21 protein-coding genes are annotated in these 25,603 nt (G+C 72.5%); 8 read left to right on the top strand and 13 right to left on the bottom strand.

The features are described from left to right. Positions 1-28: 28 nt before the first annotated feature. Together IW245_RS35380 and IW245_RS35375 are read right to left on the bottom strand one after the other, a co-directional pair. Complete coding sequence (locus tag IW245_RS35380; RefSeq protein WP_197007446.1) at positions 29-397, bottom strand: hypothetical protein; 369 nt, start codon at positions 395-397, stop codon at positions 29-31. Then, the gene (locus IW245_RS35375) at positions 394-1,866 is read right to left on the bottom strand and encodes an alpha/beta fold hydrolase (protein WP_197007445.1); all 1,473 of its coding nucleotides are present in this window, start codon (positions 1,864-1,866) and stop codon (positions 394-396) included. The genes IW245_RS35380 and IW245_RS35375 overlap by 4 nt, the downstream gene beginning before the upstream one ends. 47 nt (positions 1,867-1,913) lie before the next feature. Between IW245_RS35375 and glpK the strand changes: the two genes are divergently transcribed. Further along, positions 1,914-3,386: a glycerol kinase GlpK gene (gene glpK, locus IW245_RS35370; RefSeq protein WP_197007444.1), complete on the top strand. Its 1,473-nt coding sequence runs from the start codon at positions 1,914-1,916 to the stop codon at positions 3,384-3,386. A gap of 173 nt (positions 3,387-3,559) precedes the next feature. Here the strand turns inward: glpK and IW245_RS35365 are convergent, their stop codons facing one another. The 4 genes from IW245_RS35365 to IW245_RS35350 are packed head-to-tail and all read right to left on the bottom strand — an operon-like array spanning position 3,560 to position 8,333. After that, positions 3,560-5,272, bottom strand: a complete 1,713-nt coding sequence (locus IW245_RS35365; protein WP_197007443.1) for a S1C family serine protease — start codon at positions 5,270-5,272, stop codon at positions 3,560-3,562. A 41-nt stretch (positions 5,273-5,313) separates the two neighbouring features. Beyond that, the gene (locus IW245_RS35360; RefSeq protein ID WP_197007442.1) at positions 5,314-6,768 is read right to left on the bottom strand and encodes a sensor histidine kinase; all 1,455 of its coding nucleotides are present in this window, start codon (positions 6,766-6,768) and stop codon (positions 5,314-5,316) included. Beyond that, positions 6,761-7,453, bottom strand: a complete 693-nt coding sequence (locus IW245_RS35355) for a response regulator transcription factor (protein WP_197007441.1) — start codon at positions 7,451-7,453, stop codon at positions 6,761-6,763. Before IW245_RS35355 ends, IW245_RS35360 begins: the two co-directional genes overlap by 8 nt. Before the next feature lie 7 nt (positions 7,454-7,460). Continuing rightward, positions 7,461-8,333 carry a helix-turn-helix transcriptional regulator gene (locus tag IW245_RS35350; protein ID WP_197007440.1) on the bottom strand — a complete coding sequence of 291 codons (873 nt, stop codon included), beginning with the start codon at positions 8,331-8,333 and terminating at the stop codon, positions 7,461-7,463. A 103-nt stretch (positions 8,334-8,436) separates the two neighbouring features. On the opposite strand from IW245_RS35350, the gene IW245_RS35345 reads away from it, so the two are divergent. Continuing rightward, on the top strand, positions 8,437-9,429 hold the full coding sequence (locus IW245_RS35345; RefSeq protein ID WP_197007439.1) for an aldo/keto reductase: 993 nt from the start codon (positions 8,437-8,439) through the stop codon (positions 9,427-9,429). Between the two features lie 3 nt (positions 9,430-9,432). Here the strand turns inward: IW245_RS35345 and IW245_RS35340 are convergent, their stop codons facing one another. The 4 genes from IW245_RS35340 to IW245_RS35325 form a co-directional block, all read right to left on the bottom strand. After that, on the bottom strand, positions 9,433-12,054 hold the full coding sequence (locus IW245_RS35340) for a glycoside hydrolase family 2 protein (protein WP_197007438.1): 2,622 nt from the start codon (positions 12,052-12,054) through the stop codon (positions 9,433-9,435). A gap of 36 nt (positions 12,055-12,090) precedes the next feature. Further along, complete coding sequence (locus tag IW245_RS35335) at positions 12,091-12,270, bottom strand: DUF6104 family protein (protein WP_197007437.1); 180 nt, start codon at positions 12,268-12,270, stop codon at positions 12,091-12,093. A 151-nt stretch (positions 12,271-12,421) separates the two neighbouring features. After that, on the bottom strand, positions 12,422-16,072 hold the full coding sequence (locus IW245_RS35330; RefSeq protein WP_197008847.1) for a multifunctional oxoglutarate decarboxylase/oxoglutarate dehydrogenase thiamine pyrophosphate-binding subunit/dihydrolipoyllysine-residue succinyltransferase subunit: 3,651 nt from the start codon (positions 16,070-16,072) through the stop codon (positions 12,422-12,424). Between the two features lie 93 nt (positions 16,073-16,165). Next, positions 16,166-16,846: a hypothetical protein gene (locus IW245_RS35325; protein WP_197007436.1), complete on the bottom strand. Its 681-nt coding sequence runs from the start codon at positions 16,844-16,846 to the stop codon at positions 16,166-16,168. 74 nt (positions 16,847-16,920) lie between these two features. Here IW245_RS35325 and IW245_RS35320 point away from each other — a divergent pair, with 74 nt between their 5' ends. From IW245_RS35320 to IW245_RS35305, 4 genes are read left to right on the top strand one after another with little or no spacing between them, the layout of a single operon-like run. Continuing rightward, positions 16,921-17,658: a GNAT family N-acetyltransferase gene (locus IW245_RS35320; protein ID WP_197007435.1), complete on the top strand. Its 738-nt coding sequence runs from the start codon at positions 16,921-16,923 to the stop codon at positions 17,656-17,658. Then, the gene (locus IW245_RS35315; protein WP_197007434.1) at positions 17,655-18,443 is read left to right on the top strand and encodes a lysophospholipid acyltransferase family protein; all 789 of its coding nucleotides are present in this window, start codon (positions 17,655-17,657) and stop codon (positions 18,441-18,443) included. The genes IW245_RS35320 and IW245_RS35315 overlap by 4 nt, the downstream gene beginning before the upstream one ends. Positions 18,444-18,448: 5 nt before the next feature. After that, a complete protein-coding gene (gene pta, locus IW245_RS35310; RefSeq protein WP_197007433.1) occupies positions 18,449-20,557 on the top strand; it encodes a phosphate acetyltransferase in 2,109 nt (702 codons plus the stop codon). Then, positions 20,554-21,639 carry an acetate/propionate family kinase gene (locus IW245_RS35305; protein WP_197007432.1) on the top strand — a complete coding sequence of 362 codons (1,086 nt, stop codon included), beginning with the start codon at positions 20,554-20,556 and terminating at the stop codon, positions 21,637-21,639. Before pta ends, IW245_RS35305 begins: the two co-directional genes overlap by 4 nt. An 8-nt stretch (positions 21,640-21,647) precedes the next feature. Here IW245_RS35305 and IW245_RS35300 read toward each other — a convergent pair whose 3' ends face one another. Further along, positions 21,648-22,598 carry a zinc-binding dehydrogenase gene (locus tag IW245_RS35300; RefSeq protein WP_197007431.1) on the bottom strand — a complete coding sequence of 317 codons (951 nt, stop codon included), beginning with the start codon at positions 22,596-22,598 and terminating at the stop codon, positions 21,648-21,650. A 98-nt stretch (positions 22,599-22,696) separates the two neighbouring features. On the opposite strand from IW245_RS35300, the gene IW245_RS35295 reads away from it, so the two are divergent. After that, positions 22,697-23,164, top strand: a complete 468-nt coding sequence (locus IW245_RS35295; protein WP_197007430.1) for a flavin reductase family protein — start codon at positions 22,697-22,699, stop codon at positions 23,162-23,164. Between the two features lie 263 nt (positions 23,165-23,427). Here the strand turns inward: IW245_RS35295 and IW245_RS35290 are convergent, their stop codons facing one another. Both IW245_RS35290 and IW245_RS35285 read right to left on the bottom strand, forming a co-directional pair. Next, positions 23,428-24,549 (bottom strand): NAD(P)-dependent malic enzyme, encoded by a 1,122-nt coding sequence (locus IW245_RS35290; protein WP_197007429.1) that lies wholly within the window; start codon positions 24,547-24,549, stop codon positions 23,428-23,430. 7 nt (positions 24,550-24,556) lie between these two features. Further along, positions 24,557-24,871, bottom strand: coding sequence for a S24/S26 family peptidase (locus IW245_RS35285; RefSeq protein ID WP_233473069.1), 315 nt, complete (start codon positions 24,869-24,871; stop codon positions 24,557-24,559). 325 nt (positions 24,872-25,196) lie between these two features. Here IW245_RS35285 and IW245_RS35280 point away from each other — a divergent pair, with 325 nt between their 5' ends. Continuing rightward, complete coding sequence (locus IW245_RS35280) at positions 25,197-25,592, top strand: ATP-binding protein (protein WP_197007428.1); 396 nt, start codon at positions 25,197-25,199, stop codon at positions 25,590-25,592. The last annotated feature ends 11 nt before the right edge of the window (positions 25,593-25,603 follow it).

Raw genomic sequence — 25,603 nt, 5'->3', positions numbered from 1 at the left:
GGCCACCGGCGTTAGATCAAGGTCAAGATCAGAGGCCGTTCGTGACCACCAGGACCGTGCCCGCGACCGAGATCGTGTAGCGCTCCGCCGGGGTGGCGGTGTCCGCGCGCTCGGCCAGCCCGTCGACCCGGACCGGCCGGCCGTCCGTGGTGCGCCCGGTGCACACGGTCCGCACGGTGCTCCAGTCGTCGGGGCCGGAGGTGGCGCAGGCCAGGCGGTGGCTGAGCGGCACCCCCTGGGCGGCGAGAACACGGCCGGCGCCGAGTGCGACGGCGTTGCGGTAGGAGCCCTCGGCGATGGTGGTCGCGGGATCGGAGCAGCCGGCGAGCAGGAGCAGTACGACACCGGCCGCCGCCCCGACCGGACCGCGACGGGCTCCCCTGCCCTGCCCCGTCACGACACCTCCCGCACGGCCGCGACGACCAGCTCCGGCTGGTCCACCTGGAGCATGTGCCGTGCGTCGGCCAGCACCTCCTGGCGTCCGCCGAGCAGCGCGGCGAGGGCGGCGTGCCCGTCCCGCCACGCGGCGGCCTCCGCCGGATCCGCCACGTCGCCGAGCGCGGTCAGCACGACCACCGGCACCGGCGGGAACGCCGTCGTCGCCCGCAGCGCGAGCAGGTCGGCCGCGACGTCCCGGTAGGACAGCAGCTCCTTCACGGCCGTGCCGAGCACCCGGGCCGAACCGAACACCGCCCTGACCTGTTCCGGGCTGCCGGTCGCGACCCCGGCGGCCGTCTGGGACCGCACGGCCCGGCCGCGCGCCCAGGGGCCGAGCGCCGGGGCCAGCCCGGCGGCGAGCAGGCTGGTCACGGGCGGCGCCGGCCGCAGGAGCAGTGACCACCAGCGGGCCCGGCGGGTCACCGACGGCTCACAGCTCGGGTCGACCAGAACAAGACCCACCACCCTTTCCGGGTACCGGCGGGCGAACGCCTCCGCGAAGAACCCGCCCAGCGAGTGCGCGACGACCACGACCCGCCCGGGGCACACCTCGGCGATCCGGTCCGCCTCGTCGAGCAGCGCGACCGGCCCCGGAGCCGGCTGGCTGAGCCCGAGGCCAGGCCGGTCGAACCGGACCACCCGGGTGCCGAGCAGCCCGGCGACGGCGTCCCAGTCGAACCAGGCCTCGCCCAGCCCGCCGACGAGCATGACCGTCGGGTCGCCGGACCCCTCGTCGACGACGTGCAGCCCGTCGCGGAGCGGGTGTTCCCCCGGGACCGTCGCGGCCGGCAGGGGTCGCGCGGCGAGCACCACGGCGCCCAGCGCCACGAGCCACGCCGACAGCACGCCGACCTGGACCCGCTGGGCCGCGCCCATCCAGTCGCCGGCCAGCATCGCGGCCAGGGACGCCGCGACGGCGAGGAGCTCGAGGACGGCGAGGGCCCAGATCCACCGCCGCCGCCAGGCCAGCGCCATGGCGAGCAGGCTCACGCACGCGCCGGTGACCGCGAGGCTGCTGGTGACGGCGTGCAGCTGGTGGCCGAGGGAGACGTGGCCGGACCGTTCGAGCAGGGCGCACGTCGCGTCCGTGTACGGCGTGCACTGCAGGGTCAGCACCGAGTCGGCCACCGTCCCCGCGCCGAACAGGCCCAGGCCGAGCCAGCCGACCGTCGCGAGCGCGTTCCACACCCCGGACCTGGCCAGCGCGACGAGGAGGACGGCGAGGACGACGAGCACCCCGGTGGCGCAGTCGCCGAACACGAACACCGCCCGGTGCGGCTGGTCCGTCGCGGCGTACGAGCTGACGTAGCCCGAGCGCGCGTCCACCCCCGGGTTCAGCCAGAGCCCGAGGACCCAGGTCGCGTACGTGAACCCGGCGACCACCAGCGCCCAGCCGGCGACCCGTCCCGGACCCCCGTCAGTCGCCACGGGTCCCATTCTCACCGGCCCTGTACCCGTTGGGTTAGATTTCGCCCATGCGTTTCGTCGCCGCGATCGACCAGGGCACGACCAGTTCCCGGTGCATCCTCTTCGACCAGTCCGGCAGGGTCGCCGCCGTCGACCAGCGGGAGATCACCCAGCACTACCCCCGGGCGGGCTGGGTGGAGCACTCGCCGACCGAGATCTGGGAGTCCGTCGAGGCCGTGGTGGCCGGGGCGCTCTCCCGGGTGGACGGCGAGGTGGTCGCCCTCGGCATCACCAACCAGCGGGAGACCACGGTGGTGTGGGACGCCGCGACCGGCGAGCCGCTGCACAACGCGCTCGTCTGGCAGGACACCCGCACGGAGGGCCTGATCAGGGAACTCGCCGCCGACGGAGGTCTCGACCGGTTCCGGGACCGGTGCGGCCTGCCGCTGGCGACGTACTTCGCCGGCCCGAAGATGCGCTGGCTGCTCGACCACCTCGACCTGCGCGAGCGGGCCGCCGCCGGTGAGGTCCGGTTCGGCACCGTCGACTCCTGGCTGCTGTGGAAGCTCACCGGCCGGCACATCACCGACGTGACCAACGCCAGCCGCACCATGCTGATGAACCTGACCACCCTGGACTGGGACCCGCTCCTGCTCGACGCGCTGGGCGTGCCCCGGGCCGCGCTGCCGGAGATCGTGCCGTCCTCGGCCGTGTACGGCCCCGTCACCGGCCTGCCCGGCCTCGCGGGGGTGCCCGTCGCGGCGGCGCTCGGCGACCAGCAGGCCGCGCTGTTCGGCCAGACGTGCTTCGAGCCCGGCGAGGGCAAGAACACCTACGGCACCGGCAGTTTCCTGCTGCTCAACACCGGCACCACACCAGTGCACTCCTGGCAGGGGCTGCTCACCACCGTGGCCTGCCAGCTCGACGGCCAGCCGGCGACGTACGCCCTCGAAGGTTCGATCGCGATCACGGGCGCGCTCGTGCAGTGGCTGCGCGACAACCTGGAGCTGATCTCCTCCGCCGACGAGATCGAGCCCCTGGCGGCGAGCGTGCCCGACACCGGCGGCGCGTACATCGTGCCGGCGTTCTCCGGGCTGTACGCCCCGCACTGGCGGCTCGACGCGCGCGGCGTGATCGCCGGCCTGACCCGGTTCGTGACGAAGGCGCACCTGGCCCGGGCGGCGCTGGAGGCCACGGCCTGGCAGACCAGGGAGGTGGCCGACGCGATGGTCAGCGACGCCGGGGTCGCGTTCACCGAGCTGCGGGTCGACGGCGGCATGACGGCCAACTCGCTGATGATGCAGATCCAGTCCGACATTCTCGGGGTACCGGTCGTCCGGCCCACGGTTCCGGAGACCACAGCCCTGGGCGCGGCGTACGCCGCCGGGCTGGCGGTCGGGTTCTGGTCCTCGCTGGACGAGCTGCGGGCCAACTGGAAGGCCGACGCCCGGTGGACCCCGGCACTGGCTGCCGACGCGCGCGAGACCCGCTACGCCCAGTGGCGCAAAGCCGTCTCGAAAACCCTGAACTGGGTCGACTAGGCCGCGCCGCCGCGCCCTGGGCAGATGCCTCTCGTACTCAAAAAGTGGGGTTAATCTGGAAAAGCGCTGAAGCCTGTCTCCTAGTCGCCCCTCAACGACCAGGGGACAGGCCCCAGCTTCCCGTGTGTGGTCCAGAGCCCCTCAACCCCGGGCCACACACCCCCTCACCGTGTTCAGCCTGTGGGCGACGATCCCACGGTGACCGGAACCGTGACGGTCTTGCCGTCCCGGACCACCGTCAGCGTGAGCTTGTCGCCAGGATTGCCCGACTGGATCGCGGAGATCAGCTCGTCCTGGTTCTTCACCGGCTTGCCGTTCACCCCCGTGATCAGGTCGCCCTTGGCCAGACCGGCCTGGGCGGCCGGGCTGTTGGGGTCGGTGCTGTCGACGACGGCGCCGGCCTGGGTGGTGCTGTTGAGGACCCGGACCCCGATGTACGGGTGCCCGACCTTGCCGCCCTTCATCAACTGTTCGACAACGCTCTTCACCTTGTTACTCGGAATCGCGAATCCGACACCGATGTTGCCCTTGGAGCCCGAGCCGCCGGTCGCGATGGCCGTGTTGATGCCGATCAGCCGGCCCGCGGCGTCGGTCAGCGCGCCGCCGGAGTTGCCGGGGTTGATGGCGGCGTCGGTCTGCAGCAGACCGGACAGCCGGTTGCCCTGGGACTGCGACTGGGTGTCGCTGCCCTCGTCGATCGTCCGGTCGCGGGCGCTCAGGATGCCCTTGGTGACCGTGCCGTCGAGGCCGAGCGGGTTGCCGATCGCCAGGACGTCGTCGCCGACCTTGACCGCGCTGCTGTCGGCGAACAGGATCGGCTCCAGGCCGTCCACCCCGTCGATCTTCAGCACCGCGAGGTCGTTGGTCGGGTCCGTCCCGACCAGGGTCGCCGGGACGGTCTTGCCGTCCGGCAGCGTGACCTGGATCTGGCCCCGGGCGCCGGCGATCACGTGGTTGTTCGTGACGATGTAGCCGTCCTTGTTGAACACCACGCCCGAGCCCTCGCCGGTGGCCGTCTTGACGCCCACGACGCTCTTCAGCGCCTGGTTGGCGACGTCGGCGAGCGTGCCGCCGTTCGTGACCGCGCGGCCGGTGGACGTCTGCACGACGCTGCTGCCGGAGTTGCTGTCGCCGAGCGCGAAGCCCACCACGCCGCCGACCGTGCCGGCGGTGACCGCCAGGACCAGGGCCGCCGCAGTGCCGATCAGGACCTTCGGCAGGGTGCCCATCTTCTTGCGGGGCGTGGGCTGCTGGGCGAAGGCCGGCATGGGGTGGCCGCCCGGGTAGTACGGCGGGCCGGCGGGGCCGCCGGGGCCCGACAGCGGCTGCGGGGCGCCGGGCTGGCCGGGGGCCGGCACGAACACCGGCTGCGGGTGGCCGCTCGTCGGGTACTGGCCGGTGGTCTGGGTCGCCGGTGACCAGCCGGGGGTGTGGCCCGGCGTCGGGGCGGCGGCGGGAGCGCCGTGGCTCGCGGCGGCGGGGCCGAGGTTGGTCTCCCGGGCGACCTCGGTAGGGGCCGTGTAGGCGCCCTGCTCGAGGTCGCCCCGGAGCGCTTCGGAGCGCTCGGCCTGCGCCCGGACGGCGTCGGCGAGCTGCTCGGGGGTGACGGCCAGCGCCTCGGTGGGCGCGGCCGGGACCGCCGCGGCCTCACCGGGCGCGGCCTGGGCCGCCGGTGCGTCGATCCGCTCGGCGGTGGCGGCCGGGGCGGGCACCGTCGGGGACTCGGCCGGGGCGGGCGTCGTCACGGACGCGGCCGGAGCGAACTCGGCCGGGGTGGCCACCGTCGCGGACTCGGCCGGCGTGGTGGCGGGGATGTCTGTGGGCGTCGACGGGTCCTGGTTCACCGTCGTCGACTGCTGGTCGCGGTTGGTCTCGTCGCTGCTCATGAGAACCACTCTGCCGTCCGAAGCTTGAGCCCCCCTGGGCTCTAGCTGAAAGTTTCCTGGGAACGCTCAACGTCCGCTTTGTCAGCATTGACCGCCAATGGCAGGCGGACCCGGAACGTCGCGCCCTCCCCCGCCGCCGACGCCACCTCCACCGTGCCGTTGTGCGCGGCCACCAGAGCGGCGACGATCGCCAGCCCGAGGCCGGTACCCGTGCTCCCGCTACGCCGGCTGCGGGCCGGGTCCGCGCGGTAGAAGCGCTCGAAGACCCGTTCGCCCTGCTCGGGGGTGAGCCCCGGCCCCTGGTCGGCGATCTCGATCACGGCGGAGTCGCCGGACGTGACCAGCCGGACCGCGATCGGGGTACCCGCCGGGGTGTGGGTCAGCGCGTTCGTGACCAGGTTGCCGATCACCTGGCGCAGCCGCGACTCGTCCCCGGTCACCACGGCCGGCGCCACCTCCAGGGTGACCTCGCGGTCGGGGGCCTGGGCTCGGGCCCCCTCGGCGGCGTCGGCGGCCAGCACGTCCAGGTGCACGGGTTCCATGGCCAGGGGCCGCTGCTGGTCCAGCCGCGCCAGGAGCAGCAGGTCCTCGACGAGCAGACCCATCCGGGCCGCCTCGTCCTCGATCCGTTTGACGACCTGGCCGGGCTCGCCGGCCCCCTGCCGGTACAGCTCGGCGAAGCCCCGGATCGTGGTCAGCGGCGTGCGCAGCTCGTGCGAGGCGTCCGCCACGAACCGGCGCATCCGCTCCTCCGAGCGCAGCGCCCGGTGCTCGGACGTCGCGCGGGCCGCGAAGGCCGTCTCGATCTGGGCGAGCATCCCGTTCAGCGCACGGCCGAGCCGGCCGATCTCGGTCCTCGGGTCGCGTTCGGGCACCCGTTGGGACAGGTCGCCGCCGGCGATCGCCCCGGCGGTGCGCTCGATCTCGACGAGCGGGCGCAGGCTGCGCCGGACCACCGCCACCCCGACGAGGGCGACGAGCACCAGGATCGCCATCCCGACGAACAGGTCCAGCCAGATCAGCCGGAGCACCGCGTTGTCCAGGTCGGACAGTGCGGACGCGATCACGACGCGCTCGCCCTGGTTGGGGCCGTCGACGACGACGACCCGCCAGCGGCTGCCGTACCCGTCTGTGACGAAGTAGTCGGTGCGGGCCATGTCGGCGGTGGTGATCTTCGGGCCCTGGTCGGTCTTCAGGTCGACCGGGTACACGCCGAGGATCGCGCCGTCCGCGCCGCGCAGCTCCACGACGAACGGGTTGGGCACGGTGAACGACGGCGGCGCCCCGCTCGGCGGCGCGAAGATCAGCCGCTGCACCCCGTGGTCGACCTGGTAGTTGATCTGGCCGGCGACGGTCTTGAGCTGGGCGTCGACCCGGTCGAGCAGGTAGCCGTGCAGCGCGGTCACCGTGGCGATGCCCATCGCGAGCAGGGCCGTGGCCACCAGGCCGAGGACGGCGGCGACGAGCTTGACGCGCAGCGGGATCCGCTCAAACATCGGAGACCCGGAGCACGTATCCGACGCCGCGGATCGTGTGCAGGATCCGGGGCTCGGAGGTGTCGATCTTGCGGCGCAGGTAGGACATGTAGGACTCGACGATGTTGTCCTCGCCGCGGAAGTCGTAGTTCCACACGTGTTCGAGGATCTGCCGCTTGGACAGCACCCGACCAGAATTGATCATGAGGTACCTCAGCAGCTTGAACTCCGTCGGGGACAGCGAGACCCGCTGGCCCGCCCGGTGCACCTCGTGGGTCTCCTCGTCGAGCTCCAGGTCCCCGAAGCTGAGCCGGCCGGTCGGCCCGGCCCCCTGGGTACGCCGCAGCACCGCCCGGATCCGGGCCGTGAGCTCCTCCAGGCTGAACGGCTTCGTCACGTAGTCGTCGCCGCCCAGGGTCAGGCCCCGGATCTTGTCGTCGGTGTTGTCCCGCGCGGTGAGGAACACCACCGGCACCCGGCGGCCGTCGGCGCGCATCCGCCGGATGACCTCGAAACCGTCGTAGTCGGGCAGCATCACGTCGAGGACCACCAGGTCCGGGCGGTGCTCGCCGGCTGTGGTGATCGCGTCGGCCCCGCTCATGGCGGTGGCGACGTCGAAGCCCGCGTACCGCAGGCTGGCGGACAGCAGCTCGACGATGTTCGGGTCGTCCTCGACGACGAGCAGGCGGGCCTCCGGCGTGGTCATACCACCATCATTCCGGGCCGGGCTCGGCCCCGGCTGAGAACAGGCTGAGAGTTTCCTGGGAAGTACCCAGGTCCTGGACGCCGACCACCCGGAGCAGTTCCAGCTTCTGCGCGGCGTCGGTGCCGGGCCGGGGGCTGTAGAGCAGCAGGGTCTGGTCGTGCTCCGGGGTGAGCAGCTCCTCGCAGTCCAGCTCGATCCGGCCCACCGACGGATGCAGCACCGTCTTCGTGTCGGCCCGGCGGACCGCGACCTCGTGCGCGTCCCACAGGGTGCGGAACTCGTCGCTGACCGCCAGCAGCCGGTCGACCAGGTCCGTCACCTCCGGGGACCGCCGCCGGCCGGTGGTCGCCCGCAGATGCGCCACGTGCGCCCGGGCGTGGTGGGCGCGCTCCTCCGCCGGGAACAGCTGCCGGCTGGCCGGGTCGGCGAACCAGTCCCAGATGATGTTGCGGCCCAGCCCGCCCCGGAACAGGGCCGCCGCCAGCGGGTTCTGGGCGAGGATCTCGCCCAGGTCCGACAGCACCTGGGCCGGGGTGTCGGTCAGCCGGTCCAGCAGCTTGAGCAGCGCGGGCTTCACGTGCCCCGTCGGGTGGCTCGGGGCCGGCGGCGGCTGGTCCGCCAGGTGGTAGAGGTGGTCGCGCTCGTCGGAGCTGAGCCGCAGCGCCCGGGCCAGGGCCGCCAGCAGCTGGGTCGACGGGTGCGGGCCCCTGCCCTGTTCGAGCCGGATGTAGTAGTCGGCGGACATGCCGGTGAGCTGCGCGACCTCCTCGCGGCGCAGCCCGGGGATCCGGCGGCGCGCGCCGGGGGCGAGGCCGACGTCGGCCGGGGTGATCCGGGCCCGGCAGGCGCGCAGGAAGTGGGCGAACTCGGTGCGGTCCATGGCTCCCAGCATGCCCCAGGCCGCCGGGCCCAGCCTGGGATCGTCGATCCCAGGCTCAGCGGGGCTCTCCCGGCAGGGCTCCGGCCGCCGCACGCTGGGTGACATGAACAAGCGCACCCTGGGAAACACCGGCCCCGTCGTCTCCGCCCTCGGCCTCGGCACGATGGGCATGTCCGACCTGTACGGGCCGTCCGACCGCGCCGAGAGCGTCGCGACGGTGCACGCGGCGCTCGACGCCGGGATCACCCTCCTGGACACCGGCGACTTCTACGGCATGGGCCACAACGAGCTGCTGGTCAACGAGGCGCTGAGCACCCGCACCGACCGGCCGCTGCTCAGCGTGAAGTTCGGCGCGCTGCGGGGACCCGACGGCGCCTTCCTCGGCTACGACGGCCGGCCGGCGGCGGTGAAGAACTTCCTCACCTACAGCCTGCGCCGGCTCGGCGTGGACCACATCGACGTGTACCGGCTGGCCCGGGTCGACCCCGACGTGCCGATCGAGGACACGGTGGGCGCGATCAAGGACCTGATCGACGCCGGGTACGTCCGGCACGTCGGCCTGTCCGAGGCCGGCCCCGACACGATCCGCCGCGCGCACGCGGTGCACCCGGTGACGGACCTGCAGATCGAGTACTCGCTGATCTCCCGGGGGATCGAGGACCGGATCCTGCCGGTGACCCGGGAGCTGGGCATCGCCGTCACCGCCTACGGGGTGCTGTCCCGGGGCCTGATCAGCGGGCACTGGACCGCCGACCGTTCGCTGGCCGCCGGTGACTTCCGCGGGTTCAGCCCCCGGTTCAGCGGCCAGAACCTGGAGATCAACCTGCGGCTCGTGGAGACGCTGCGCCAGGTGGCCGCCGCCAAGGGCGTGTCCGTCGCGCAGCTCGCCATCGCGTGGGTGCTCGCACAGGGCCCGGACATCGTGCCGCTGGTCGGGGCCCGGACCCGGGTCCGGCTGGCCGAGGCGCTCGGCGCGCTGGACGTGACGCTCGACGCCGCCGACCTGGCGGCGATCGAGGCGGCCGTGCCGGTGGGCGCCGCCGCCGGGGCCCGCTACGCCGCGCCGATGATGGCGCACCTGGACAGCGAGCGGTAACGGTCAGCCGACGGGTCGGGGGGCGACGTTCCACCCCTCGACCCGGACAGCGGTCAGCGACCTCGCGTGGTGGGTGGCCGTCAGGGTCACCGACTCCCCCGGCCACAGGCTGACCAGGTTGTCGTCCCAGCGGGCCGGCAGCACCGGCTGCCCGTCCGCCCCGACCAGCCGGGCCTCCACCTGCAACGCCGGCACCGACGACGTGTTGCGGACCGTCACCGTCGTGACCGTGCCGCCGTCCACCGGGCGCTCCGAGAACGTGGCCGCCAGTTCGGCTGGGGGCATCGCGGCCAGCCCGGTCAGGTCCGCGTACGCCGTCGTCGGGGTGTTCACGTAGCTGGTCGCCGCGCGGTCGAGCACGTCGGCGCCGGTGGACAGCCAGTACACGTTGCGGCTGCGTTCTCTGCCCTTGGCGTCCGTGGCGATCAGCCGCAGCAGGTAGGCCCCGCCGCCCTCCGGGACCGGGACCGTCCCGACCCGGGTGACGCCCACGACCCCGCCCCGGTTGCCGGCGCCGGCCGTGACGTCGTCGAACGTCCGGTCGCCGAGCGGCCGGCCGTCGGGCGCGAACAGCTCCGCCCGGACCGTGAGGCCCTCGACCTCCCGGTTGCCCCGCCGGATGAGGACCACCGAGCGGTCGTCATAGGAGTACTGCACGTGCAGCGGCTCGTTCGACCGCTTCACCGCGTAGTAGCCGGCCGTCGGGTCCAGGGAGTTGTCGAAGAGCTGCCAGTGCACAGAGGGCCAGCCGCTGGTCAGGTTCCAGTAGATCTGGCCGGTGGCCGGCCGGCTGGCGTCGGCGGAGTTGCGGGCGTACGCCTCGAACTGCGCCCGCGTCGCCTCGAACTGGGCCAGGTGCGCCTTGGCCACGTAGTCGGCGAGCCCGGTCGGCGGCCCGTACCGCCCGGCGAGCGCGGCGTTGAAGATCCGCAGGTCGGCGAAGTCGAGGGTGCCGCTGCGGTACACCGGCGCGTCCGGTTCCCGCCACAGCCGCTCCAGCTCCTCCGGCGACAGCATCCGGCGCAGACTGTCCATGCTGGGCAGTGCCGCGCCGGCACTGGTCTCGGCGTTGAGCCCGAACGCGCCGCCGTCGCGCTTGTCGTACCAGTAGCCGGGCGGCACCCAGTCGTACGGCCCGGTCATCTTCAGCCCCGGCGAACCCGTCCTCGGGCCGGCCAGACCGGACGCCGAGGACAGCACCGGCGTGGGCCAGTCCAGGGCCCGCAGCGCGGACAGGTACTCCTCCTCCACCCGCTCCGGCGGGGCCTCGTCGCTGCCTATCAGGAACGACAGCACGCTCGGGTGGTTGCGAAGCCGGGCGGCGACGCCGGCCATCGAGGCCCTGGCCACGGCATGGTCCTCCTCGCCCCAGCTGTCGGGGTCCTCCCACCGGCCGCAGCACTCCCAGCCGGGCAGCACGAGGAGACCGAGCCGGTCGGCCCGCTCGTACAGGTCGTCGTTGCCGAGCCGGCCCTCCAGCCGGAGCGTGTTGAGGCCCAGGTCGACCGCCGACGCCAGCTGCTCGGCCAGCCGGGCCGGGTCCTCGCGGAGGAACAGGTCAGGCGACCAGCCGGCGCCCCGGATCACGACCGGCCGGCCGTTGACGGCGTAGTGCCGGATGTCGTCGGCGTCGACCCGGGAGGTGACCCGGCGGACGCCGAACCGGTCGAGGGCCCGGTCGGAGTACCGGCCGGCGACGCCCGCCTCGACCATCAGCTCGTACCGGGGCTGCCGACCCATCCCCACCGGCCACCACACCCGGGGCCGGTGCACGACCGACCGGCGGAACGTCACCGTCCGGGTCTCGTGCGGGGCGAGGGCGACCGTGGCGTGCAGGGCGGCGGGGCCGGCGTACCCGGTCAACGTCGCCACCACCGGCGACCCTGAGTCGTTGCGGGCCTCGACCCGGGCGGTGAGGTCCGCGGTGTCCGGCTCGGGCTCCGCCAGCCGGGTGAGCACCCGCGCGCCGCGCAGGGCCACCGGCCCGGACCGGCGGATCGTGACGTCGCCGACCAGGCCCATGTTGTTGTCGGGCGGGGCCGGGTTCCAGTCGATCCAGCCGGTGGTCAGGTCCCGGCCCGGGTCGTTGGGCCGGACCTGGAACGCGATCGTGTTGGTGCCGGGCAGCACCAGGGCCGTCAGGTCGAATTCACAGATCGGGTACATCCCGACGACCGTGCCCACCCGGGTCCCGTTCACCCACACGTCCGCGCGGGACACCACCCCGGTGACCTCGACGAAGGTGTGCTCGCCGGTGGCGGGGTCGACCGTGAAGTCCGACCGGAACCACCAGGGCACGGCGAACGCCGCCGGGTCCACGGCCGCCATGTTGGTCGAGTAGAACGGGTCGGGGTACGCCCCGGTGCCCAGCAGCCCGCCGAACACCGTCGACCGGGCGGGCACCGCGGCCCAGCCGGTCGTGTCGAAGCCGGGCCGGGACACCTCCGGGCCACCGGCGGTCTCCAGGGCCGAGGACCTGATCCGGTACCCGGTGAGCGCCCCGGCCCGCGCCGGCTCGCCGACCGCCAGATGCTCCGGCCCCGGATCGCGACGCACGACGGGTTCCGCCCGGGCCACGGTCAACACCCCGGCGAGCACGATCAGGACGAGCAGTGTGCGGCGCATTAAGCAGATCAAACCGCACAAAGCTCGTGAAAACTACTATTCCTCGAAGTCGTCGTCCAACCGCGCGAGCCAGGTCGCCAGCCGCTCGACCGGAATCTCGAAGTCCGGGTTGATGTCCACGAACTCCTTCATCCGCTCCGCGAGCCAGTCGAGCGTGACGGTCTCCTCACCGCGCCGCTCGGCCAGCTCCTCGATACCTCTGTCGGTGAAGTACATGATCGCTGCCCTTGCCCTTGGTCTTGCCCTTGATCTTGATCTAACGCCAGTGGCCCGCTGAGGGCGTGGAGGCGAAGGCGGCGAGGCCCCTGCATACCGGTGTTGTATGCAGGGGCCTCGCCAACGCACGCATCGTCGTCCTCAGCGGGCCCTATCCCGCAAAAGCCTCGTTGATCAGGGCTGCTTGCTCGACCTCGTGCACCTTGCCGCTACCGGTGGACGGGGCGGCGGCGGCCGGCCGGGAGACCCGGCGCGGGTTGATGCCCACCTCGCCGAACAGGTTCAGCGCCACGAACGAGTACGCCCCCTGGTTGGCCGGCTCCTCCTGGACCCAGGAGATCGTGGCACCCGGGTGCGGGGCCAGCGCGGCCTTCAGCTCGGCGACCGGCAGCGGGTAGATCTCCTCGACCCGGATGATCGCCGTGTCCGTGATGCCCCGGTCGGTACGCGCCTGGAGCAGGTCGTAGTAGACCTTCCCCGAGCAGAGCAGGACCTTCGACGCCCCGGTCACCGTCGGGTCACCGATCACCGGCTGGAACGTGCCGGTGGTGAAGTCCTCGATCTGCGAGACGGCGAGCTTGTGCCGGAGCAGGGACTTCGGGGTGAACACGACCAGCGGCTTCTTCTTCGGCGACAACGCCTGGCGGCGCAGCAGATGGAAGTAGTTCGCCGGGGTGGTGCAGTTGGCGATCCGCATGTTGTCCTCGGCGCACAGCTGCAGGTACCGCTCCGGGCGGCCCGAGGTGTGGTCGGGGCCCGCACCCTCGTGGCCGTGCGGCAGGAGCAGGGTCACGCTCGCGCGCTGGCCCCACTTCGCCTCGCCCGAGGACAGGTACTCGTCCACGATCGACTGGGCGCCGTTGACGAAGTCGCCGAACTGCGCCTCCCACAGCACCAGGGCCTCGGGACGCTCGACCGAGTAGCCGTACTCGAAGCCCATCGCCGCGTACTCGCTGAGCAGCGAGTCGTACGCGAAGAACGACGCCTGGCTCTCGGCCAGGTGCTGCAACGGCAGGTAGTCGGAGCCGTTGACCGCGTCCACGATCGCCGCGTGCCGGTGGACGAACGTGCCCCGCCGCGAGTCCTGGCCGGCGAGCCGGACCGGCACACCCTGCATCAGCAGCGAACCGAAGGCCACGATCTCGCCCATGCCCCAGTCGATGTCGCCCTCGACGGACATCTTGGCCCGCTTCTCCAGCAGCTGGGAGATGCGCTTGTGCGGGGTGAAGCCCTCGGGCACCGCCGCGTGCACCTCGCCGACCCGGCGGAGCACCGACGCGTCGACCCGGGTCTCCACGACCGGCTCGGCCTCGGTGACGTGGGCGCGCAGGGTGGCCGGCTTGGCGCTGGCCGTGGCCTCCTTGGTGGCCCGGAACACCGTCTCCAGCATGCCGCCGAAGTCGCGGAGCGCCTCCTCGGCGTCCTCGACCGTGATGTCGCCCCGGCCGATCAGCGCCTCGGTGTACAGCTTGCGGACGGAACGCTTCGTGTCGATGATCTGGTACATCTGCGGGTTGGTCATCGAGGGGTCGTCGCCCTCGTTGTGACCGCGCCGGCGGTAGCAGATCAGGTCGATCACGACGTCCTTGTTGAACGCCTGGCGGTAGTCGAACGCCAGCTTGGCGACCCGGACCACGGCCTCGGGGTCGTCGCCGTTCACGTGGAAGATCGGCGCCTGGATCATGCGGGCGACGTCCGTGCAGTACAGCGACGAGCGGCTGTACTCCGGCGCGGTCGTGAAGCCCACCTGGTTGTTGACGACGATGTGCACCGTGCCGCCGGTGCGGTAGCCGCGCAGCTGGGACAGGTTCAGGGTCTCGGCGACCACGCCCTGGCCGGCGAACGCCGCGTCACCGTGGATCAGGACCGGCAGGACTGTGTAACCCTCGAGCTTGAGGTCGATCTTGTCCTGCTTGGCCCGGACGATGCCTTCCAGGACCGGGTTCACCGTCTCCAGGTGCGACGGGTTGGCCACCACGGAGACCGTGGTCGCGTGCTGCCCGTCCGGGGTGGTGAACTTGCCGGTCATGCCCAGGTGGTACTTGACGTCGCCGGAGCCCTGCACGGTCTTCGGGTCGATGAAGCCCTCGAACTCCGAGAAGATCTTCTCGTAGGGCTTGCCGACGATGTTCGCCAGCACGTTGAGCCGGCCGCGGTGCGCCATGCCGATGACGACCTCGTCCATGCCGGCCGTCGCGGAGTCGGCGAGCACCTCGTCGAGCAGCGGGATCAGGCTCTCGCCGCCCTCGAGGGAGAACCGCTTCTGCCCGACGTACTTCGTCGCGAGGAACGTCTCGAACGACTCGGCAGCGTTCAGCCGGTTGAGGATGTGCTTCTGCGCCTCGACCGGGGGCTTCTCGTACTTCTTCTCGACCCGCTCCGCGATCCAGTTGCGCTCCTCGGGAGCCTGGATGTGGAAGTACTCGATGCCGATCCGGCGGCAGTAGGAGTCGCGCAGCACGCCCAGGACGTCGCGCAGCTTCATCTTCTGCTGGCCGTTGAAGCCGCCGACCGGGAACACCCGGTCCAGGTCCCACAGGGTCAGCCCGTGCTCGAGGATGTCGAGGTCGGGGTGGCGGCGGATCTCGTATTCCAAGGGGTCGGTGTCCGCCATGAGGTGACCGCGGACCCGGTACTCCCGGATCAGCTCGATCACCCGGGACGCCTTGTCGATCTGGCCCTCGGCGGTGCGCGAGACGTCCTTGACCCAGCGGACCGGCTCGTACGGGATCCGCAGCGACGTGAAGATCTCGTCGTAGAAGCCGGACTCGCCGAGCAGCAGCTCGTGGATGCGCTTGAGGAACTCGCCGGACTGCGCGCCCTGGATGATCCGGTGGTCATAGGTGCTGGTCAGCGTGATGATCTTGCTGACGGCCATGTCGGCGAGCTGCTCGTCGCTCATGCCCTGGAACGGCGACGGGTACTCCATCGCGCCGACCCCGATGATCGTGCCCTGGCCCTGCATGAGCCTCGGCATCGAGTGCACGGTGCCGATCCCGCCCGGGTTGGTCAGCGAGATCGTGGTGCCGGTGAAGTCGTCCATCGTCAGCTCGTTGCGCCGGGCGCGCCGCACGATGTCCTCGTACGCCTGCCAGAAGCCCCGGAAGTCGTACTGCTCGGAGCCCTTGATGCTGGCCACCACGAGGGTGCGCGAGCCGTCCGGCTTCTTCAGGTCGATCGCGAGCCCGAAGTTCACGTGCTCGGGCGTGACGACCGCCGGCTTGCCGTCGACCTCGGTGAACGAGTTGTTCATCTCGGGGAAGTCGGCCAGGGCGCGCACGATCGCGTACCCGATCAGGTGGGTGAAGCTGACCTTTCCACCCCGCGCGCGGCTCAGGTGGTTGTTGATGACCACCCGGTTGTCGGCCAGCAGCTTGGCGGGCACGGCCCGGACGCTGGTGGCGACGGGGACGGTCAGTGACGCGTCCATGTTCTGCACGAGCTTGGCGCCGACGCCCTTGATCACGGTGGTGCCGGGCGGCACGGCCTTCTTCGCCGCGGCGGGCGCGGCGGGCGCGGCCTTCGCCACGGGAGCCGGCGCTGGTGCCGGCTTGACCGGCGTCGCCGGGGCCGCCGCCGCGGTCTCCACAGGCGGTGGGGCCGTCACCGGCGGCACGGCCGCGGGAGCTGGGGCCGGGGTCGCCGCGGCGCCCTCCGGCTTGTAGTCAGCGAAGAAGTTATGCCAGGCGGGGTCCACACTCGCTGGATCGGACAGGTACTTCTGGTACATGTCCTCGACGATCCACTCATTGGGGCCGAAGCCCGCGAGGGGGTTGTCCTGAGCATTCTGCTGGGTCGACACGGCCGCGATCGCCTCTTTCAGCGCGGTTTGTGGAGCTCTAAGCACGTCCGACGATCCAGGCTACGCGCCCGAAAGCCGATCTGGGTACCCGGGTCAGGCCAGGGCGATCCACGTGGCGCGGGCCACAGCCAACAGCTGGCCGGAGGGGTCGTACAGGCTCGTCACCGGGTGCGATTTGCGCCCTTGCGCACCCCTCAGCTCACCGACGATGACGCATTCGCTACCCGGCGCGGGCAACGCGTCGATCCGGACCGCGAACCGGCCCAGCACTGACGGCCGCTCCTCCAACTGGATGGTCCAGCCGCCCGGACAGTCCAGAGCGGCCCACACTGTGGCAGAACTCACATCATCGGGTACGAGCCAGTCGGCGGCCGTCCGGCCCGGCGCGATCCGGCCCGGGTAGATGTGCAGGCCGTCCTTGTTGTCCGGGCCGCACACGTAGCAGGACGGGAACGGGTGGCGGGTGTGTCCGGGGTAGACGCCGCGCTCGGCGGTCCACGGCACCGGCTCGACGTCGAACCGCCCGGGCTCGAGCCACTCGGCGTCGGCCACCGTCTCCCCGGGCGCGTCCCCGTCCGCGCCCGGCAGGTGGAGGACCGCCCGACGCCCGGCGACCTCCGACCGCAACTCGACGTCGAGCGGCGGCGGCTTGCGCAGCGTCACCTCGACCGCGTCGCCGGGCCCGACCCCCGGCACGAGCCCGGCCAGCAGGCCGGAGGTGTAACCGCCGTTGCCCGAGTCGGGCGGACCACAGAAACGTCCGTCAATAAGCACAGGTCGAGGATAATTCACCTGCGCGAAATTCCGTTGTCGCGGGCCGTAGGCCTGCGGCCCCCACCCTCAGATCCATGGCATCCCGAGTGCTCGTACCGGCGGCCCCCGCGATCGACGAGGCCGCACGCTATTCCGTGGTGTTGACGGATGACTCCGTCGAGGTGCGGGCCGCACAGCGGCTGCGGCACGAGGTGTTCGCCGGCGAGCTCGGCGCGAAGCTGGCGGGCGACGACTCGCACGACGAGGACGAGTTCGACGCGCACTGCGACCACCTCATCGTGTACCAGGACGGCACGGGCATGCCCGTGGGCACGTACCGGCTGCTGCCGCCCGGCCGGATGGACCGGCTCTACTCCGACACGGAGTTCGCGCTCGGCAACCTGCGCGACCTGCGCCCCAGCCTCGTCGAGGCCGGCCGGTCCTGCGTGCACCCCGACCACCGGGGCGGCGCGGTGGTGAACCTGCTGTGGGCCGGCCTCGCGCGGTACATGCACCTGACCGGGCACCGGTGGCTCGCCGGCTGCGCCTCCGTGCCGGCCGCCGACGCGGCGGGCGTGTGGGCGAAGGTCAAGGACAAGCACCTCGCGCCGCCGGCGCTGCGGGTCACCCCGCACCGGCCGTTCGACGTGTCGACCCCGACCGCCGGCCGGGTCGCGATCCCGCCGCTGCTGCGCGGCTACCTGCGGCTCGGCGCCTGGGTGGGCGGCGCGCCCGCCGACGACCCGGACTTCGGCTGCGCCGACCTGTTCACCCTGCTGCCGCTCGACCGGGTCGACCAGCGGTACATGCGCCACTTCCTGGGCGAGACATGAGCCCGGTAGATCATGAGCACCCGCCGCCCCGGGGCTGGCTGCCCCTCTCGCCGTGCGAGGTCGCGTGCCTGCCCGCCGCGCACACCGAGCCCCGGGCCGGACGGCTACGACAGCTGGGCCGTTGGCTCGGGGTGTTCGCCCTGGTCCTGGCGGCCGCCTTCCACCCACCCGCGCTGCGCCGGGTCCCCGCGGTCCTCGGCGTCCGGGTGGTCTCCCGGGGCGTACTGGGGTCCGGGGAGCTGATCGTCCCCAACCACATCTCCTGGCTGGACGTCCTCGTCCTGCTCAGCCACACCGGCGCGGCCCCGCTGTCCAAGCACGAGGTGGCGGGCTGGCCGGTGCTGGGCCGGGTCGCGCGCTCGTTCGGCACGGTGTTCGTGGACCGGACCAGGCCGCGCGCGCTGCCGGACACCGTGGCGACCCTGACCTGGGTGCTGCGGGCCGGCCGGAGCGTGCTGGTCTTCCCCGAGGGCACGACGTGGTGCGGGGCCGGCGTCGGGCCGTTCCGGCGGGCGGCGTTCCAGGCGGCGATCGACTCCGGGGCCCGGATCCGGCCGGTCAGCCTGCGGTACAGCACCCGGTCCGCGTCGTTCATCGGCGAGGACACCCTGTGGGCGTCGCTGAGCCGGGTGATCGCGCTGCGCGAACTCACGGTCGAGGTGGCCGCCCTGCCGGCGATCGAGCCCGACCGTTCCCGCCGCCGACTGGCCAGGGCCGCCGAGCACGCGGTGCGCGCGGAGCTGGGCCAAGAACATGATCACGAGCCGGTGGGGGCGCTAGCGTAGTGCCCGTGACCACCTGCGTGTACATCGCCGGCATGAGTTCCGGCGGCGGCAAGTCGACGATCGCCCTCGGCGTGACCGAGCTGCTCGCCGCCCGGCTGGGCCGGGTGGCGGCGTTCCGCCCGCTCGTCTCCGGCCCGGAGCCGGGTCAGGGCGGGCTCGTCGGGTCGCCCGACGGCGCGGGCCCGGGCAGCGGCCACTCCGCGACCGGCGACGGCATCCTCGACCTGCTGGCCGGGCACTACGGGCTGCCCGTCGGCCACGGCGCGACCTATGCCGAGGCCAGCGCCCTGGTCGGCGAGGGCCGCACGGAGGAGCTGGTCACCCGGATCGTCGGCCGGTTCAACGAACTGGCCCGCACCGTCGACGCCGTGGTGGTGATCGGCAGCGACTTCGGCTACCAGGCCGACCACGCGGAGCTGCCCGCCGAGGTGGCGTTCAACGTCCGGCTGGCCGCGGAGTTCGACGCCCTGCTGCTGCCCGTCGTGGACGGCCGGGGTCGTTCGGCGGAGGCCACCGCGCACGCGACCCGGGCGGCGTTCCACACCATGGAGCAGCTCGGGGCCCAGGTGCTCGCGGTCGTGGTCAACCGGGCCGTCGAGCCCACGGACGTGACCCTGCCCGTGCCGGTCTACGCGATCCCCGACGAGCCGACGGTCGCGGCGCCCACCGTCGCCGAGGTGGTGCGCGCGCTCGGGGGGCGGCGGTTGGCGGGGAGTGACGCGGCGTACCAGAGAAATGTCCTGGATTTTCTGCTCGGGGCCGCGCACGTGCCCACGGCGCTGTCGCACCTGCACGACGGCGCGCTGCTGATCACGCCCGCCGACCGGGCCGACCTGATCGTGGCCGCGCACGCCGCGCACGCCGCCGGGCTGGCCACCCCCGCCGGCCTGGTGCTCACCCTCGGCGAGAAGCCGGACCGGCGGATCTCCGAGCTGCTGTCCCGGCTCGGCGACCTGGCCATCGTCGGCGTGAAGTCCGACAGCTTCGACACCGTCGCAGCGTGCGCCGGGCTGGAGGGCCGGCCGACCGCCGACAACCCGCGCAAGGTGCAGGCGGCGCTGGGCGCGTTCGCGACCGGGGTGGACACCACCGGGCTGGCCGAGCGGATCGCCGCCCCGCACACGACCCGGGTCACCCCGCTGATGTTCGAGTACCGGCTGATCGAGCGCGCCCGGGCCGCCCGACGCCGCGTGGTGCTCCCCGAGGGCACCGAGGAACGGATCCTGCGCGCCACCGACGCGCTGATCCGCCGGGGCGTCGCCGACCTGGTGCTCCTCGGGCCCACCGCCGAGATCGAACGCAGGGCCCGCGACCTGGGCCTGGACGTGTCAGGCGCGACCCTGATGGACCCGGTGACGTCCCCGCTGCGCGACGAGTTCGCGCACACGTACAACGAGCTGCGCAAACACAAGGGCTCCACCCTCGACGCCGCGTACGACCGGGTCACGGACGTCAACTACTTCGGTACCCTGCTCGTGCACAGCGGCCGGGTCGACGCCATGGTGTCCGGGGCCGCGCACACCACCGCCGACACGATCCGGCCCGCCTTCGAGATCATCCGGACCGTGCCCGGGGTGTCCGTCGCCTCCAGCGTGTTCTTCATGTGCCTCGCCGACCGGGTCCTCGTCTACGGCGACTGCGCCGTCAACCCCGACCCGACCGCCGAGCAGCTCGCCGACATCGCGGTGTCCTCGGCGGACACGGCGGCCCGGTTCGGGGTCGCGCCCCGGGTGGCCCTGCTGTCGTACTCGACCGGGGCCTCCGGCGCCGGTGCCGACGTGGAGAAGGTCGCCCGGGCGACGGCGCTGGTCCGGTCGCGCCGGCCTGATCTCGCGGTGGAGGGACCCATTCAGTACGACGCGGCGATCGACCCCGGGGTGGCCGCGGCGAAACTCCCCGGCAGCACGGTCGCCGGGCACGCCACGGTGCTGATCTTCCCGGACCTCAACACCGGCAACAACACGTACAAAGCCGTGCAGCGGTCGGCGGGGGCCGTCGCCGTGGGGCCGGTGATCCAGGGGCTGCGGGCGCCGGTGAACGACCTGTCGAGAGGGGCGACCGTGCAGGACATCATCAACACGGTGGCGATCACGGCGATCCAGGCCCAGTCATGAGCCGGGTCCTCGTCCTCAACGTCGGCTCCTCCAGCGTCAAGTACAGCGTCTTCGACGGCGACGACCGCCTCGACACCGGCCTCACCGAACGCGTCACCGACCACGCCGCCGCGATCCGCGCCCTCGCCGCGCACTTCGAGGACCCGGCGCTGACCGCGATCGGCCACCGCGTCGTGCACGGCGGCACCCGCTTCTCCGCCCCCACCCTGATCGACGGCACGGTCGAGGCGGCGATCCGGGACCTGATCCCCCTCGCCCCGCTGCACAACCCGGCCAACCTCGCCGGCATCGAGGTCGCCCGCGCCCTGCGCCCCGACCTGCCCCAGGTCGCCGTGTTCGACACCGCGTTCCACCGGACGATCCCCGAGGCCGCGGCCACCTACGCGATCGACGCCGCGGTCGCCGCGGAACACGGCATCCGCCGCTACGGCTTCCACGGCACCTCGCACCGCTACGTCTCCCGCCGCACCGCCGCCCTGCTCGGCTGGCCGTTCGCCGAGCTGAACACGATCGTGCTGCACCTGGGCAACGGGGCGAGCGCGACGGCGGTCCGCGGCGGGGTGAGCGTGGACACGTCGATGGGACTGTCCCCGCTGGAGGGTCTCGTGATGGGCACCCGGCCGGGCGACCTGGACCCGGCGATCCCCGGCCACCTGCACCGCGCCGGCCTCACCCCGGACGAGGTGGAGGAGCTGCTCAACCGCCGGTCCGGCCTGTTCGGCCTGGCCGGTATCTCCGACATGCGCGACCTGCTGGCCAGCCCGGCCCCGGAGGCGGCACTGGCCTTCGACGTGTACTGCCACCGGATCCGCAAGTACGTCGGCGCCTACCACGCCGTCCTCGGCCGCCTCGACGCGATCGCGTTCACGGCCGGGGTGGGCGAGAACTCCGCCGTCGTCCGGGCCGCGGTCCTCGCCGGCCTCGAACCGCTCGGCATCGAGATCGACGCGGCGCTCAACGAGGTCCCGTCCCGCCAGGCCCGGATCATCTCCCCGGCGGGGGCGCGGATCGCGGTGTGCGTGGTGCCGACCGACGAGGAGCTGGAGATCGCCGCCCAGACCCGGTCGGTGCTCACGGCCTGACGACCTGGTCAGTGCTCCAGCACGAGCTTCCCGAACACCTCACCGGAGGCCAGCGCCTCGAAGGCACCCCTGACCTCGACGAACGGCCGGACCGAGTCGATCACCGGACGGATCCCCGCCGTGGCGACGAGGTCGAGCAGCGCGGCGAGCTCGTCGCGGGTGCCCATCGTCGAGCCGAGGATCTCCTGCTGGAGGAAGAAGACCCGGCGCAGGTCCACGGTCGCCAGGTGCCCGCTGGTCGCGCCGGACACCACGATCCGGCCGCCCGGGGCGGTGCACTTGATCGAGTGGTCGAGGGTGGCCTTGCCGACGGTCTCGACGACGACGTCGACCCGCTCGGGCAGCCGCGCGCCGGACTCGAGCGCGACGGCCCCCAGTGCCTCGATCTGGGCGCGCTTCTCCGCGGAGCGGCTCGTGGCGTACACCCGGGCCCCGAGGGCGTGCGCGAGGACCACCGCGGCCGTGGCGACCCCGCCGCCGGCGCCCTGCACGAGCACGCTGCCGCCCTTGGGCAACCGCCCGCGGGTGGTCAGCATCCGGTACGCCGTCAGCCACGCCGTCGGCAGGCACGCCGCGTCCGTGAAGCTGATCGAGTCGGGCAGGTCGATCACGTTGCGCGCCGGGACCCGGACGGTGTCGGCCAGGGTGCCGGGCCACTTCTCGCTCAGCAGGGTGCGGCGCGGGTCGAGGGTCTCGTCCTCGCCCTCGCCGATCACGGAGTGGACGAGGACCCGGCGGCCGTCGTACACCCCGGCGGCGTCGCAGCCGAGCACCATCGGCAGGGCGTCCTCGCCGAGGCCGACCCCGCGCAGGGACCACAGGTCGTGGTGGTTGAGCGCGCTGGCCCGCACTTCGACGGTGACCCAGTCGGCCGGGGTCTCCGGTGCGGCGAGCTCGCCGACCTCCAGGGCCGACAGGGGGTCCTCCGGGCTGATCCGGGCGGCATAGGCGGCGAACATGCCGCGAACCTATCAGCGCCGGTCCGGCGGGACCGTGAGCGACATCACGCCCACGCACGGGTGTCACCTCGGGGGCCTGGAGCCGGCACAATGACCCGATGCCCGTGATCCCCGCCGCCGAGTACCGCCGCGTCCTCGGCCACTTCCCCACCGGCGTCGTCGTGATCACGACGCTCGGTCCGCAGGGTCCGGCGGGGTTGAGCATCAACTCGTTCACGTCGGTGTCGCTCGACCCGCCGCTGATCGGCTTCTTCCCCGCGCACACGTCCGGCTCGTGGCCGACGATCCGCCGGCACGGCGCGTTCTGCGTCAACATCCTCGCCGCCGGTCAGGAGGACGTGGCCCGGCTGTTCGCGACGCCGGGGGCGGACCGGTTCGCCGACGTGGCCTGGCTGCCGGCCCCGCACTCGGGCGCGCCGATCCTGGAAGGCGTGACGGCGTGGCTGGACTGCGTGATCGAGGCGGTCACCCCGACCGGCGACCACGACTTCGTCCTCGGCCGCGTCCAGGCCCTCGACGCGGCGTCGACCAACCCCCTGATCTACCACCGCGGCCTTTACATGTGAGGACCCGCTGAGGACGACGATGCGTGCGTTGTCGGCATTCCTGCATACAACACCGGTATGCAGAAACGCCTCCGCCTTCGCATCCCCGCCCTCAGCGGGCCACCGGCGTCAGATCAAAGGCCAGATCAAACCCATTTTCGGTTACGCCGCGTTCCTCACACGGCGCGCGGCGGCACCGCCCAGCGGGGCCAGCGGCGGTCCCCGATCCGTGCACGGTCACCCGCCGGGGCGCTCCGCGCCCCGGCGGGTGACCAACCCACACCTCACACCTTCGATGCCGCCGCCACCGCCGCCGCCACCGCGGGCCCCACCCTCGGGTCCAGCGCGCTCGGGATGATCTGGTCGGGGCGCAGGTCGTCGGCGACGAGCCCGGCGATCGCCTCCGCCGCGGCCAGCTTCATCGCCTCGGTCACCCGGGTCGCGCGGGCGTCCAACGCGCCCCGGAACACGCCCGGGAACGCCAGCACGTTGTTGATCTGGTTCGGGAAGTCGCTGCGCCCGGTGGCGACGACCTTCGCGTACCGCGCCGCCAGCTCCGGGTGCACCTCGGGATTCGGGTTGGCCAGGGCGAAGATCGCGCCGCCCGGGGCCATCCGCTCCAGCGCCTCCGCCGGGATCTGCCCGCCGGACACCCCGACGAGCACGTCGGCCCCGTGCAGGGCGTCGCCGATCCCGCCCCGGATGCCCGAGACGTTGGTCCGGGACGCCAGCTCGGCCTTGACGCCGCCCCGGTCCGCGTCGATGACGCCGCGCGAGTCGACCACGATGACGTCGCCGACCCCGGCGGCCAGCAGCATGTTCGTGACCGCCACCCCGGCGGCCCCGGCCCCGGACACGACGACCCTGGTGTCGGCGAGCGCCCGCCCGAGCAGGGTCGCCGCGCTGCGCAGGGCCGCCGTGACCACGATGGCCGTGCCGTGCTGGTCGTCGTGGAAGACCGGGATGTCGAGGAGGTCGTCCAGCCGGCGCTCGATGTCGAAGCAGCGCGGGGCGGAGATGTCCTCCAGGTTGATGCCGCCGAACGACGGCGCGAGGGCCCGGACGATCTCGACGATCGCGTCGGGGTCCTTGGTGTCGAGGCAGATCGGCACGGCGTCGACGCCGCCGAACTTCTTGAACAGGGCTGCCTTGCCCTCCATGACGGGCATGGCGGCGCGTGGGCCGATGTCGCCCAGCCCGAGGACGGCCGTGCCGTCGGTGACCACGGCGACGGTGTTGCCCACCCACGTGTACTCGCGGGTCAGCGTCGGATCGGCTGCGATGGCCTCGCAGACCCTGGCTACTCCCGGGGTGTACGCCAGGGAGAGGTCCTCCCTGCTGTCCAGCCCCACGGTGGGAGTGACGGCGATCTTGCCGCCGCGGTGCAGTTCAAAGACGGGGTCCACAGATCTCCTAGCTCAGAATGACTGGGGGGCCGTGCAGGGGGCCCGGACGTGGGGCGACCCGGAAGAGGATCCGACCGCAGATCTCCGCCACGCCAGGGGATTCGGAAGCGTCCTCGCCGAACGGGTTGTCGCTGGTCAGCAACCAACCGTCGGGAACCTGCCGGTCGGCCCGCCGCACCACGATCGTGTCGGGACGGGATCGGAACCGGGCTGCGACCAGGTCGCCGGGGCGGATGGCCCGGCCACCGCGTCGCGCGATGAGCCTGTCTCCGTCGTGCAGGGTCGGCGTCATTGACGGCCCCTCGACGAGGACTGTGAACACCTCATCACCTTACGCCTTCCGGCCCGAGTTCCAAGCATCCCGCGTGAGCGATTGGCCATAAAACGAAAGACAGCAATTTGCGAGAATCACTGTGATCATCTGTTTCCGAACGGGCACCGATCGTGACGCGCTCCGCATACTGTGGACTTTTCGCCATTCGGCGGCCATCCGTGCTTTCACCTGGGCTCTTGCGATCAAGGCTCCTTGCCGGAAGGATGACTCCTCGAAAGAGCAAACCGGGGTAACCCGGACCTGGCCATTACCGATGGCCGCGCCGCCCGTTTGGCTACACGTGACCACGACTTCAGCAGGGGGTCGATAGACCATGACCGCCCAGACGATGACCGACGACATCGTGGAGCTGACCGTTCCGGCGGACGGCGCCTACCTCTCCGTTCTTCGCACCGCCACGGCGGGCCTCGCGGCCCGGTTGCACTTCACCCTCGACGAGATCGAGGACCTCCGGATCGCCGTCGACGAGGCGTGCGCTCTGCTGCTCCCGGCGATCGGCAACCCGCAGGACACCGAGCTGACGTGTCGGTTCGATGTCGGGCCCGACAGCCTGGCCGTCGCGATCAGCGCGCCGGCCACCGGCGCTCTGCCGGACACCCAGACCTTCGCCTGGCGGGTTCTCGCCGCACTGGTCGCCGACGTCGCCGCCGAGCTGCAAGCCGGCGTGGCGACGATCCGGATGACCAAGCGTCGGGCGAGCGCCGGATGACGACAGCCACG

Source organism: Longispora fulva (genome assembly GCF_015751905.1).
GTDB classification, from domain to species: domain Bacteria; phylum Actinomycetota; class Actinomycetes; order Mycobacteriales; family Micromonosporaceae; genus Longispora; species Longispora fulva.
This window is presented reverse-complemented; position numbering and strand designations above follow the sequence as displayed.